Genomic DNA, 12,634 nt, shown 5'->3' with positions numbered 1-12,634 from the left:
CAAAATGCGTGAAGACATGCAAATAAGAGCGATGGAAAGTGATGATGTCAATGTCATTTTTCATGCGATTGAACATCAAGATATTAGTAAGCGATTAGATTATATTGCAAGATGCTGGGAAGAAAATAAAACGGGACAGCGCGTCACCCTTGTCGCTTTCTACGAGGGTCAGTTCGCTGGATGGCTGCATCTGCTGTCACAATCGTATTACCCTTATTTTCAGCAAAAAAACATTCCTGAAATAAACAATTTTGATGTAATCCCAGCCTTGCGGCGCAAGGGGATTGGAAATGCTTTGATGGATGGCATTGAGCAGATTGCATTTGAAAAATACGGAATTGTTGGCATCGGTGTAGGGCTCTACCCTAGCTATGGCAGTGCACAGCGCATTTACGCTCGCAGAGGCTATATTCCTGACGGTAGAGGGATTTCGTACGAGAACGTTATTGTAAAGCCCGGCAGCATGGTTCGTCTCGATGATGAACTGGTGTTGTACATGGTGAAGGAAGCGCCTAATTCCTCTTCGGAAAATAGCAAATAGATTGCCCATACGATTCATTGTTCCTCTATCGGGGTAAGAAGTAGTAGACCGATAGCTTGACCACAAGAAGCTATAACTAACAGCTTTCTAGGAGGTGCAGCAACAATGGATACAGATAGAGACTTGTATGGCGAAGTAGAAGAGGAAATATTGGCACAAAAGCAAGGAAACAGCTACGTTCTGACAACAACCAAAGGAACGATCGGTAAGATCACTTACACGATGGTCGACGTAGACACCTGGGTCATTGACCACACATATGTGGATGGCGATTATCGCGGCCAGCATTTGGGGCGGCAGCTGCTTGACTTTGTAGTAGAAGAGGCTAGGGAGAAGGGGAGGCGGATTATTCCTTCTTGCTCCTATGCGTTAGCCGAGTTCAAGCGGAATCCCGCATATGAGGATGTATGGGATAAAACAAACACGGAATATTCCGATTCGTACAGCTCCAGCGGAGCGGGTGCAGCAAGCGGCGGTTTGTCCAACTAATAAGCAATAAAAAAGAGCTGTCTACCTACAAAGGTGGATGGCTCTTTTGCTGCCTATAACGATTACTTCGCAGTAGTTACTCGAGCTTGTTCATTCAGCTTAAGCAGGTTTGAAAATTGAAGAGGTTTGCGGTCGTTTTTATTGTTTAGATCTACTCTTGGTGGATACATATATAGGCCTCCTTTGCTAATACGATAGTTTCACAGTAACATATGGAATAAAGTGGAGTCAATTGTCATTTTTTGTTCGATTTAAGTAGTGAAGAAGTTGGTTGAAATCAGTGGAATAGGCATTTTCTATTTCATGGTACCCATCTCTTTGTCCTACTATAGTCGCAAATTTGGAATAAAGTCTGTTCAGATAGGCATGGCTTGCAAGCGCGTGAAATTCAAATGTCCTGACCTTCGGATTCTCAGCGGCGATATGGTTTGCTAGAAAACGAAAGCCGTTAATGAACAATCGGCCGCTTCGATAGGCGTCGTTTATAATGACGGAATCTACGAAAGCAATTTCCCCTTCGCGAACAGGCTCATATTCCGTAGACAAATATCTATAATGCGCCCATCCAATCGTGTCGCCCTCCAGGCTCAGGATTAGCATTACTTTGGATTGCTGTATAGACTGTAAAATATGATATAAGGTATCCGGAAGCGAAAACTTGCTGCTGAAATCGGTGCGATGCCTGATGAAATATAGGGCATACTGTGCTAAATCAGCATCATTCTTACAAACGCGGTACTGCGCAAGCATCGATAAGCAGCCTCCTTCTATTTTCGTTCCTTCAGCGTTTGCCTGACTCGGTTATTGATTTCAGGATGTTTAGATAACACGTAATGAAGCCCTTTCCTCTGCAAGGTAAGGAACACGCAAGGCGTAATGGCTGTGATATCGGCTGTGCGCGGCACATTGTTAAGCAAAGCAATTTCGCCAAAATGGTCTCCGTCCTCTAATATGGCAAGTCGAAGCTTTCCATCAATCGCATTTGCGTCCTTGCGTGATACTTCAACCCGGCCGCGTGCAATCAAGTAAAATTTCTCACCCTGATCACCGGCATGAATAACAGGTTGGCCTGCGCTAAATGTCTCCGTGTTGAATAGACTTCTAATTTCTTTCAGTACTTCGTTATCAATACCTTGAAAGAAAGGAAGCTTTGCGAGCCTTTCCTCATCAATATCAGCTTCCTGCCCGCTATTTGAAATCAGCATACCATTCTGCTTTTCCCATAATTGTTTATAATAGCCTCCGCGTGCAAGCATTTCTTCGTGAGTCCCAATGTCGACCAGCTCACCTTTATCAAACACAAAAATGCAATCTGCACCTGTTATAGAAGATAAACGATGAGTAACGGTTATTACGGTTCGATTGCGTGACAAATCCCTAAATGTCCGGTTAATAGATGCCTCAGCTATCGGGTCTAGCGCAGAGGTAGCTTCATCCAACAATAATAGTTGGGGATCTTTTAATATCGCGCGAGCAATGGCGAGCCGCTGCCTCTGCCCTCCAGACAAATTAGACCCATCATCCAGCACCAGCGTATCGTAACCATTTGGCAGCGTCATGATGAACACATGAATTTCAGCTTGTTTCGCAGCTTCTATGATTTCTTCCCTCGTTGCCGTTGGTTTGCTGATGCGAATATTGTCCATAATGGAACCTCGGAAGAGAAAGTTATCTTGAAATACAACGCCTAGCTGATCTCGGTAAGAGCTTCGACTGAGTTCCTGCATGGGAATACCATTGATTTCGAGCTGACCTGCACTCGGGTCGTAGAAGCCCAGCACCAGCTGTACGAGCGTGCTCTTGCCAGAGCCGCTAGAGCCTACGAATGCAGCTGTTGTTCCAGCTTTAATATGTAAATTAATCTTTTTAAGTGCTTCCTGCTCCTCGTTATAGCGAAAGGAAACGTCTGAAAAGCGAATATCCGGCAAATGATTTAGGGGGCTCGTCATAAGTGCTTTGCCCGTTGTTTCCTTAGGCGCTTGCAGCAGCTTGTTCATTCGCTCAATGCTGACGGAAGCATCCGTAAAGACTGGAATCGTTGCGGTTAAATTAAAAACGGAATTTCCCATTGAAGTATACATCGTAAAAAAGGCAACCAAAGCCCCGATCGTAATATGCCCGTGAAGTGCGAGATAAGAGCCAAGCCCAATAATGGATAAATTGATCAGGAGTAAGCTGATCAGCGGAATTCGCTCCAGCTGAGCGTTAATTACATTTTTTCGATAGTGAATGAGATACATCGTTTGCAGTCTGCCCACAAATTTATGTGTCATCGCCTGCTGAAGATTAAAACCTTTGACTACTTTTTGCGCTCTAATGTTTTCCTGTATGTCGCCTGTTAAATGATCGAGTTGCTCCTTATGAGCGACGTTAATGGCTTGCGCGCGAGCGCCCAGCAAGTAAGGACCGGCAAAAATAAGGGCTGCCCCAAACAATATGGCTAGTGCCATACTCCACTGCAAATAAAATAAAACCGCGGTGCTAATGACTACAACGGAAAAAGATTGTATTCCTACCGTCAGAATTGCGTTCATTGCTCGCTCAATGGCAGGAAGATCGACTGTGAAATAGGAGAGCAGCTCACTTGAGCGCGTCTTCTGGAAGAAAGCGAGGTTCACTTGCTGCATATGCTCAAATAATTGCTTGCGCAAATCCTGCTGCACCCTTGCACTCAGCTTGGCAAGAGCATAATCGCTGAAAACACCAGCGCTGAGGCAGAAGATGCCGCTAGCCGCCAGAATGATGATGATAAGTGAAAAGGCATGCAGGTCCTTAGGAAGGATGGCTTTGTCGATTAGAAATTGAAAGCTCAGTGGCGCTAATGACATGAAGATGAGATCCAAAAATAGCGTAACGAAAAAAAATATAGCCAGAGGCTTGTAGGCACGCATATAGCCTGCTAATTGCTTAAGAACAATAAATACCATGACGGATTGTGCTCCTTCTGAGCTTAGAAATAAATTTCATGAGGGTATTTCATCACATCATCGTGCCATTGGGTGAAATCCATTACATACTCTTCAATAACGCCATGATCCGTATCCTGAACCGCCACTTTCCTGGCTGACTTCGCGCAAAGGCGCTGAAGATTCGGCTGTGCGGGTATCCAGAACCGAAGCTCTGTAACAGGCTGTTTCAACTGGGCTAAGTATTGAGCGAGAAACTGTGAAGCCTGGAGAAACAATCGGGTGCTTCGATAGCTTTCCTTAATAAAAACCGTCTGAATCTGAACGATATGCTCATTTTCATAGTTTTGATCTCCGGTGCCGTGTATGTACCCTATTGCGCCTATGATTTCATCATCGGGATTGCGAAATAGAATAGATTCTTTCTCCATAAACAGAGGGCTTGAAAGATAGCTGAGAGAGACCGGAAAGGAATAGGGCAGGTTTAGCTGCACGAAATGCTCCAGCAAAAAAGTGATGAAGGCCTCTTGATACTTGGCAGTAGAGCAAATATTGAAATAATAGCTCATAGACATAATTACCTTCCTTCAAAATACTAGCCAAATTATACCATGATCTGACAATGAACAGAAGATTGATTGTATATTCGACAACATTTGCAGCGCTCTTATTCCACATCTATGCTCACATTTTTTCAATTTACACGTACAATAACCTAATCGATTTGGAATGAAATGGAGGGAAACTAAGGTGATACTTGTTGCGGGTAGTCCTACGTTTTCGATTAATCCTTTGACGTTATCGGAGATTGAACGAAAAATACTGCAAGAGAAGCAGAAGAGCCAGGTTGTCTATCGCTATCCATCGGTTGATGCGCTCGAATTTGAGCTGAAAACGCGCATGCATACGGTTGAAGCAGCCAAAGCGCTTTATGCCAGTGGAGTGAGCTTTGCGACCTTTGCAGGGTCAAAATGCAATGAGCAATACTGGACGCGTACGGAAAACGGCGGCTTTCAGCTAAAGGGAGGCGTACTGCCTTCGGTTGGCATTAACGATATTTTTGAAAATGGACATTTATACGGCTTTGAATGCGCAGGCGCCATTATCATTATCTTTTATAAGGCAGTGCTTGATACGGTTGGCGATGCCGTGTTCAACGCTTATTTTAAAAACCTGTTTTTAAGAGACTGGCAATACGACCGTGATTTAAGCTTAATAACTACCTATGATAAAAATGAAGCCTACCCCGGCGACGCGCTCTACTTCAAGAACCCTCACCATGATCCGGATACACCGGAATGGCAAGGTGAGAATGTCATCATGCTGGATGATGATTTGTATTTCGGCCATGGCATCGGCATTGAATCCGGCAAAGATATTATTAATGCGTTGAATCGCATGCGCTTTGAGAATGCCTCTATATCTGCGTACTTGCAGGATATTGTGGTCCATCCAGATTATGAATACTTGCGCGGCTTAAACGTTAGGGACGTTTGGTGGGACGGGGCAAGCGATTCCGAACAGCTTGGCATTGCGGCAAGAATAGGCACGGGTTCGGCTATTTATTAAAATGATTCGTGTCTTTGAAAATGGTGAAAAGACACCTGTAGGAGATGCGTTTGCTGCCTCTCGAATACAGGTGTTTTCGCTTCGCGTGCATGGAGGAGTATAATGGAAACAGCTATGATAAATATGATCATTTGTAGGGAGCAAGCCAATGAGAATGCATGTGTTAATTGTAGATGATGATCCTTCCATTCGGGAACTTTTGCGTTTTGTTTTGGGCAAAGACGGCTATGTCGTTCTCGAAGCGGAAAATGGACAAGCAGCGTCCATCTTGCTTGAGAATGAACAGGTGCATCTTGCTGTCGTCGATATTATGATGCCCGGTAAAAATGGGTACGAGCTGTGCCGCGAAATCAGAGAGCATTATGACATTCCAGTTATGATGCTGACTGCAAGAGCGGAGATGGAGGACAAGGAGCAAGGGTTTGACTCCGGGACGGACGATTATTTAGTTAAGCCGTTTGAGCCAAAGGAGCTTTTGTTTCGCATAAAAGCGCTGCTGCGCCGCTATCGCCTTGTATCCTCTGAGGTTATCAAGCTCGGGAACGTCTCCATTGATCGAAGAGGCTATGAAATTAAAATAGGCGATGAAGTGATAACCCTGCCGCTGCGGGAATTCGAGCTGCTGTCACAGCTTGCAAGCCACCCGGGCCGCATTTATACACGGGAACAGCTCATTCAGCTCATCTGGAGCGCGGATTTTAAAGGAGACAGCCGCACGGTTGATGTTCATATCAAACGGCTGCGCGAGCGCTTCGCGGATTGTCAGGACGATTTCACGATAACAACGATCAGGGGTCTCGGCTATAAGCTGGAGGTGCATGAGGGATGAAGTCGCTGTATGTTCGAATTGTGTTCACGTTTGTGATGGTCGCTATGATTAGCCTCATTCTAGGCTTGCTATTTACGGGGCTGTACTACCAAAATAATCAGCAATCCAGCAATGAGCAAAAAATGATCGCGATCGCTCAAAACATCAGCACCCAATATGAGCAAAATCCGCAAATGGATCTGGACAGCTATCTGACGCATATTGCAGCACTTGGCTTTCAAATTTATTTGGTTCGTGACCATTTGCAAGGACAAGCCTATGGCTCGCCGTTCAAGCATGGAAAGCTGAGCGAGCAGCAAATGCAATCGGTGCTGGACGGAGCTATTTATCGGGGGCTGGAGGAACAGAAGGGACGGCTGGAGCTGTTCTCTTATTTCAAAAATAGTGTTTTGAACACAGCGGGTATGAGAGTTCAGACGCAGGATGGATATGCAGCGCTGTTTATCCGTCCTGACTTGCAGCAGCAAATTGGCGAAATACGTATTATTGCAGCGATATTGATCGGCGCTACCTTCGTCATCAGCTTGCTGTTAATTGTGTTCTTATCGCGCCTCATTGTGAAACCGGTTAATGAGCTTACCAGAGCAACGAAAAAGATCGTTGCAGGTGATTTTGAAGCGGGGCTGCAGCTCTCGCGCAAGGATGAGATCGGCGAGCTGGCACGCAACTTCTCGGTGATGTCGGTGGCGATTAAGCAGCTGGATCAGATGCGGCAAGAATTTGTGGCGAATGTCTCGCATGAATTTCAGACGCCGCTTACATCCATGCAGGGATTAGCCCGGGCTGTGCTCGATAAGGAAACGACGCCGGAGCAGACGGATAGCTATATGGCCATTATAGAAAAAGAAAGCAAGCGTCTATCCCGCATGAGCAAGCAGCTTCTAACACTTGCTGCGCTCGACAAGGATAATAAGCCGCTCCATAAGACAAGCTTTCGTTTAGACGAACAGCTGCGACAGCTGCTAATTACACTCGAGTGGCAATGGTCGGAGAAAAATTTGCATTTGGAGCTTGAGCTGCCGGATACGACGATCCATGCTGATCAAGAGTTGCTCTATGAGGTGTGGTTAAACCTGATTGCCAATAGCATTAAGTTTTCGGATGCAGGCAAGCCGATCAGCATTAAAATAGTGGAAAGCGACGTCATTACAGTTGTCATCGAAGATTGGGGAACAGGCATATCGGAGGATGATCTCCCATTCATTTTTGACCGTTTCTATAAGGCAGACAAAGCTCGCAATGATGCTGCTTCAGGCAGCGGGCTTGGACTCTCTATCGTGCAGAAATTGGTGGCTTTGCATCAAGGCAGTATCGATATTCAAAGCAAACGGGCAGTTGGAACAACGGTTACCGTTACCCTTCCGCGAGCATAAGTTTTTATGTCATTAGTTGTCAATATAGAAAATGCCTCATTCCTTTAAATATAAGGGGAATGAGGTATTTTTATTTTGTAAAGATGTATGTTTTATGTGAGGTTATTCGGTTGAAAATCTTGTAACATGAATAAAAAAGGTTTTTAATTGTTTAATCTTATGTTAGTTTTATGTCATTTACATGCTTTGTGAAGCTCATTTTCAAGCTGAGGAGTGGTTTGTATGACAGAGTTGTCAAATATGGATATTCCGAAAGAAAAGCTCATATTGGCTAAGCATTATCCCATTCAAGTATTGGAAACGATAGGCGTCAATGCGACCTATCAGAAGCTTCATTGGCATGATGTGCTTGAAATCAATTTAATTAAATCAGGAACCGGCTATTACATCATTAACGGGCAAACATTTGAGTTTCAAGAGGGTGATATTTTGCTTATTAACTCGAATGATTTGCACTGCGCTTACGAAACCAAGGATTTGGTCATGCAAGTGATCTGCTTTGATGCTTCTTGGCTGCTAAATATTGTCCGTTATGATTCAGAAATTTTGCATCCCTATAAGGAAATGGGGGTCCATTTCACTAATTTGCTGGACCGCAATGAGCCTCATATGAACGAGCTTAGAAGCCTGCTTCTTGAAATTCAGGATGAACATGATCAGGAGCAAACCTCTTACGGTTCTTTGGTTTATTCAAATTTAATCCGCTTTCATGCATGCGTAAATCGTTACTTCCGCAGAGAGGGGTTAAATCGGGGAAAGGACAGCATCGGCGCAAGACAGCTGGACAAAATGCGCAAGGTCATTTACGACATGCAAAAAAACTTTGCATATCCATGGACGCTTGAGGAACTCGCAGGACTTGTTTACTTAAGCCCCTCCCGTTTTAGCGATATTTTCCGGCGTACAGTAGGGACGCCTCCGCTGCTTTATTTGATTCATATTCGCTTAGAGCATGCCGTCATGCTGCTCGAAACCAGCGATATGAAAATTACAGAAATCGCACTGGAATGCGGTTTTCGCAGCTTATCTAATTTCAACCGTTTATTTAAGAAGCACATTGGCTCCTGCCCGAAAATCGCAAGAGGCTAAATCATTTGGAAACAGTAAGATAGTGTCAGTTATCAATCGTTTAAGAGGAGAATCAACACAGCGGAAAAGATAAAATAAACACATGACGAATGGATAACGCATTTATGTTACTTTAACTAACATTAGAAAAAAGGGGGGGAGCATGCTGCAAACAGATCTACAAACCAAACAGCATGTGTACAAGCAGCCCGGGCAGACGAAACGCTTTATCAAACAATGGGATATTCAGCTCATGGTTATACCAGCGTTGCTCTTCATTTTTGTCTTTAACTACATTCCCATGTATGGGGTGCTGATGTCCTTTCAGGATTACAGCATTTTCAAAGGGTTCATGCACAGTCCGTGGGTAGGGTTTAAACATTTTGAAATGTTTTTTAATGCTCCTGAGTTTTGGGTGGTTATGCGAAATACACTCGTCATCAGTTTGCTGAAGCTGGGCATTGGATTTCCAGCGCCAATCGTATTGGCACTGATGCTGAATGAGATTAATAACCGTACGTTTAAACGAATTATTCAGACGGTTAGCTATTTGCCTCATTTCTTGTCATGGGTTATCGTGTCGGGCTTCGTAATATCGATGTTATCCACTGATAACGGAAGCTTAAATATGCTGCTGGAATCCGTGAATCTCATTAAAGAGCCAATCAATTTCTTATCCTTGCCGGAGTATTTCTGGGCGATCCTTGTCACAACCGGTGTTTGGAAGGAAATTGGCTTTGCTTCTATCGTTTACTTAGCTGCTATTGCAGGCATTAACCCGCATTTGTATGAGGCGGCTTCAATTGATGGAGCCAGCAGAGTGAGACAAATTGTTACAATTACGATTCCATCGATTATGCCCGTTGTTGTTGTGTTCTCGATATTAGCAATTGGCAACCTGTTGAATGCCGGATTTGAAGATATTTTGCTGCTAGCTGGGAATCCGGTGCTGCGCGACGTAAGTGATGTTATCGATACTTATGTATATAGGCTGGGTATTCAAAATTCCCGTTTCTCTTATGCAACGGCTGCCGGTCTATTCAAAGCAATTATTAGCGTCGGCTTATTAGCAGGAGCAAACTATTTGGCTCGCCGGTCAGGCAACAGCTTGTGGTAAAGAGAGAAAGGGCGGCGAAACGATGAAATTATCCTTTGGCGACAAAACATTTATGGCAGTCAACTATTTTCTATTGTTTGTGTTAGGCTTCACAGCCTTCTATCCATTCTGGAATGCTGCAGTGATTTCCTTTAATGCGGGAACCGATACGATGCTCGGTGGAATTACATTTTGGCCGCGCGTCTTCTCGCTAGACAATTATGAGGTCGTTTTCAAGGACAAACGACTTATAGATGGATTTATTATTTCTATTCTTCGTACGGCCATAGGTACGCTCCTATCCATTGCAGCAACAGCGATTTTTGCTTACGGAATGAGTAAGCGAAATTTAGTTGGACGAAAGTATTACATGATCTTTTGCGTGTTGACCATGTACTTTAGCGGCGGCTTAATTCCAAGCTACCTGCTCATTCGTGAGCTTCATTTGATGAATTCGTTCTGGGTTATGATCATACCGGGAATTATCAGCGTATGGAACATGATCATTTTCCGAACCTTCTTTCTTGGCATACCAAATGGGCTTGAGGAATCGGCACAAATTGACGGCTCCAGCAACTGGGGTATTCTATTTCGCATTGTACTTCCTCTATCGGGGCCTGTCATTGCAACGCTTTCGTTGTTCACGGCGGTGTATCACTGGAATGATTGGTTTTCACCGAGTCTTTATATTTCGGATATTAACCTATTGCCGATTCAAACGAAGCTGCAGCAAATATTGAACTCCAATATTATGCTGGAGCAAATGTCCCAAATGGATTCAGCGGCACAAGGCCGAATGAGTGCAATGAAAGCAGTAACTTCAAAGTCGTTATCCATGGCAACCATGATGGTGGCGACCGTTCCGATTTTATGTGTGTATCCTTTTGTACAAAAGTATTTCGTGAAGGGTGTTCTCGTTGGTTCTTTGAAGGAATAACAAAGGGTTTAAAGCGTCAGCTTTAACCATAGATAGACAAGCAGAAGGGAGTTTAAGCGATGGCTAAATTCAGTAAAGCTTTTCATGCAGCATTGTCAATCACACTTGTCGTTGTACTTGCACTAACAGGATGTTCTAGCAATAATGGGGCGAATTCCGGGGTAAAGGAAGGAACCGACAACAAGCCGGATTCAAGCAAAGCTGCGTTTGTGCTGGGGGATCAACCGCTCGAGTTTTCTTTTTACGGCCATTATGATTGGTATACGATGYCTCCTTGGGGCGACGATTTATCGACGAAATGGATTAAGGAGAATAAGAAAGTAAATGTGGTGCCAATCAGCTCAGGAGGCAATGCGAAACAAAAGTTCAACACGATGATTGTAGCGGGAGAGCTGCCTGATGTGATCTGGATGGAGCGCAACGCAGACGTAGAGAAGCTGCGCTCAGAAGGAATGCTCGTTGCTTTTGACGATTACTTAGATAAATATCCGAATTTGAAGAAATGGGCTGGTGAGGCTACGCTTGATATGCTTCGCTCATCCGACGGCAAGCTGTATCAGTTTCCGAACTGGTATACGACGCAGCCTAATGGCAATGCAGGTTATTTGGTAAACAAGAAGATCCATGGTGAGCTTGGCAAGCCGAGCTTGGAAACAACGGATGATCTTTATGCTTACTTGAAGATGGTGAAAGAGAAATATCCGGATGTAGTCCCTCTGGAAGTAGGCCAAAGCGCTTCGGGTATCGATATTATGGCATCCGCTTTTGCTGAAAATCGTCCTTATACGTACAATGCAATGATGGCTGTACCGTCAGGAGATAAGCTGGTATCGATCTTTACAGATCCTGTCTACCGGGAATCGATTCAATACGCAAGCAGATTATACCGTGAAAGATTGATTTCGCAGGATAGCTTTACGCAAAAGGCGGAGCAGGTCGAGCAGAAGATTGTAACGGGAAAAATAGCGGTTTACGCGGCTTCCAGCCCGACGGAGTATGGTGCGAAGGGCAATGCGCTATTAGCGGCAAAGGACCCAAGTGCGGGGTATTTCATCACATGGCCGGTTCATAAAGCGGGACTTGATAAAAACAAAATATTCCCTGGCGATTACAAGCAGCTAGGCTGGAACGTCAGTGTCATTACGAAAGCGGCCAAAAACCCAGAAGCGATCTTCGCATTTTTGGATTGGTTCACGGGTCCAGAAGGACAGCGCCTAAGTATGTGGGGACCAGAGGGGATTTATTGGGACGGAGTGGATGCTGATGAAGCGCCATTGTTCACCGATAAGTTTGTAAATGACGTGGAAGAGCGCGAGGCATTAATGGCTTCAATCGTTAACTTTCAATGGGTAGGAAATACGGTATATGTAGACAACTCGAAGATGAAGTTTGAATCCACGCTGCCTGTGGAGAAACGGAGCTGGGAAACGTACTGGCAATCGGAAATTACGTGGAAAACGCAGCTCGATACGACAGAGTTCGTTAACTTGGACCCTGCTGGAGATACAGATGAGGGAATCGTTGGTTCAAGCGTATTCTCAATCTATGAGAAGTCGAGAGCGAAAGCGATTATGAATGCATCCTCCGATGCGGAAGTTAATCAAATTTTGGATAAGGCTGAAGCCGATGCACAGCAAGCTGGTTATGAGAAGCTTTTGAAATACAAGACCGAGAAGTGGCAAGAAAATGTAAGCAAATTAAAAAAATAGTGGTATTAATTACAGGCTAGCTGGCTTTAACTGCAGCAGTGGGATTGGAGGCTATATTCTCTATTGTTCATGCTTAAGCGATAAGTTTGCATGCATGGCGAGAAGAGAATAGCCTCC

The 12,634-nt window shown here is 44.5% G+C and carries 12 protein-coding genes; 9 read left to right on the top strand and 3 right to left on the bottom strand.

The window, feature by feature from the left end:
• The first annotated feature begins 4 nt into the window (after nt 1–4).
• Nucleotides 5–541, top strand: coding sequence for a GNAT family N-acetyltransferase (locus AB4Z17_RS02035; RefSeq protein WP_441910617.1), 537 nt, complete (start codon nt 5–7; stop codon nt 539–541).
• Nucleotides 542–646: 105 nt separating this feature from the next.
• A complete protein-coding gene (locus tag AB4Z17_RS02030) occupies nt 647–1,030 on the top strand; it encodes a GNAT family N-acetyltransferase (protein WP_076268532.1) in 384 nt (127 codons plus the stop codon).
• Between the two features lie 228 nt (nt 1,031–1,258).
• Here the strand turns inward: AB4Z17_RS02030 and AB4Z17_RS02025 are convergent, their stop codons facing one another.
• Genes AB4Z17_RS02025 through AB4Z17_RS02015 form a run of 3 tightly spaced genes read right to left on the bottom strand, consistent with a single transcriptional unit; the run spans nt 1,259 to nt 4,511 of the window.
• Entirely contained in the window at nt 1,259–1,780 is a 522-nt protein-coding gene (locus AB4Z17_RS02025; RefSeq protein WP_441910616.1) for a GNAT family N-acetyltransferase, read from the bottom strand.
• A gap of 17 nt (nt 1,781–1,797) precedes the next feature.
• Complete coding sequence (locus tag AB4Z17_RS02020; RefSeq protein WP_441957841.1) at nt 1,798–3,957, bottom strand: ABC transporter transmembrane domain-containing protein; 2,160 nt, start codon at nt 3,955–3,957, stop codon at nt 1,798–1,800.
• Nucleotides 3,958–3,980: 23 nt separating this feature from the next.
• Nucleotides 3,981–4,511, bottom strand: coding sequence for a hypothetical protein (locus tag AB4Z17_RS02015; protein ID WP_441957839.1), 531 nt, complete (start codon nt 4,509–4,511; stop codon nt 3,981–3,983).
• Between the two features lie 175 nt (nt 4,512–4,686).
• Here AB4Z17_RS02015 and AB4Z17_RS02010 point away from each other — a divergent pair, with 175 nt between their 5' ends.
• The 7 genes from AB4Z17_RS02010 (at nt 4,687) to AB4Z17_RS01980 (ending at nt 12,517) form a co-directional block, all read left to right on the top strand.
• Nucleotides 4,687–5,505 (top strand): protein-glutamine gamma-glutamyltransferase, encoded by an 819-nt coding sequence (locus AB4Z17_RS02010; protein WP_441957837.1) that lies wholly within the window; start codon nt 4,687–4,689, stop codon nt 5,503–5,505.
• A gap of 148 nt (nt 5,506–5,653) precedes the next feature.
• Complete coding sequence (locus AB4Z17_RS02005; protein WP_076268528.1) at nt 5,654–6,334, top strand: response regulator transcription factor; 681 nt, start codon at nt 5,654–5,656, stop codon at nt 6,332–6,334.
• The gene (locus tag AB4Z17_RS02000) at nt 6,331–7,707 is read left to right on the top strand and encodes a sensor histidine kinase (RefSeq protein WP_441957835.1); all 1,377 of its coding nucleotides are present in this window, start codon (nt 6,331–6,333) and stop codon (nt 7,705–7,707) included. The genes AB4Z17_RS02005 and AB4Z17_RS02000 overlap by 4 nt, the downstream gene beginning before the upstream one ends.
• Nucleotides 7,708–7,929: 222 nt before the next feature.
• A complete protein-coding gene (locus tag AB4Z17_RS01995; protein ID WP_441957833.1) occupies nt 7,930–8,796 on the top strand; it encodes an AraC family transcriptional regulator in 867 nt (288 codons plus the stop codon).
• A 142-nt stretch (nt 8,797–8,938) separates the two neighbouring features.
• Nucleotides 8,939–9,892: an ABC transporter permease gene (locus AB4Z17_RS01990; protein ID WP_339206306.1), complete on the top strand. Its 954-nt coding sequence runs from the start codon at nt 8,939–8,941 to the stop codon at nt 9,890–9,892.
• A gap of 22 nt (nt 9,893–9,914) precedes the next feature.
• Nucleotides 9,915–10,808, top strand: a complete 894-nt coding sequence (locus tag AB4Z17_RS01985; protein WP_441957831.1) for a carbohydrate ABC transporter permease — start codon at nt 9,915–9,917, stop codon at nt 10,806–10,808.
• Between the two features lie 59 nt (nt 10,809–10,867).
• Entirely contained in the window at nt 10,868–12,517 is a 1,650-nt protein-coding gene (locus tag AB4Z17_RS01980; RefSeq protein ID WP_441957829.1) for an extracellular solute-binding protein, read from the top strand.
• The last annotated feature ends 117 nt before the right edge of the window (nt 12,518–12,634 follow it).

The sequence above is a fragment of the Paenibacillus sp. TAF43_2 genome, from assembly GCF_052113545.1.
Taxonomy (GTDB): domain Bacteria; phylum Bacillota; class Bacilli; order Paenibacillales; family Paenibacillaceae; genus Pristimantibacillus.
The sequence above is the reverse complement of the archived record's forward strand: the minus strand, read 5'-3'. Positions and strand labels throughout refer to the sequence as shown.

Excerpts from the sequence above, each read along its gene's own strand:
- AB4Z17_RS02035 (WP_441910617.1), top strand. The coding sequence starts at position 5 with ATGCGTGAAGACATGCAAATAAGAGCGATGGAAAGTGATGATGTCAAT.
- AB4Z17_RS02030 (WP_076268532.1), top strand. The coding sequence starts at position 647 with ATGGATACAGATAGAGACTTGTATGGCGAAGTAGAAGAGGAAATATTG.
- AB4Z17_RS02025 (WP_441910616.1), bottom strand. The coding sequence starts at position 1,780 with ATGCTTGCGCAGTACCGCGTTTGTAAGAATGATGCTGATTTAGCACAG.
- AB4Z17_RS02020 (WP_441957841.1), bottom strand. The coding sequence starts at position 3,957 with ATGGTATTTATTGTTCTTAAGCAATTAGCAGGCTATATGCGTGCCTAC.
- AB4Z17_RS02015 (WP_441957839.1), bottom strand. The coding sequence starts at position 4,511 with ATGTCTATGAGCTATTATTTCAATATTTGCTCTACTGCCAAGTATCAA.
- AB4Z17_RS02005 (WP_076268528.1), top strand. The coding sequence starts at position 5,654 with ATGAGAATGCATGTGTTAATTGTAGATGATGATCCTTCCATTCGGGAA.
- AB4Z17_RS02000 (WP_441957835.1), top strand. The coding sequence starts at position 6,331 with ATGAAGTCGCTGTATGTTCGAATTGTGTTCACGTTTGTGATGGTCGCT.
- AB4Z17_RS01995 (WP_441957833.1), top strand. The coding sequence starts at position 7,930 with ATGACAGAGTTGTCAAATATGGATATTCCGAAAGAAAAGCTCATATTG.
- AB4Z17_RS01990 (WP_339206306.1), top strand. The coding sequence starts at position 8,939 with ATGCTGCAAACAGATCTACAAACCAAACAGCATGTGTACAAGCAGCCC.
- AB4Z17_RS01985 (WP_441957831.1), top strand. The coding sequence starts at position 9,915 with ATGAAATTATCCTTTGGCGACAAAACATTTATGGCAGTCAACTATTTT.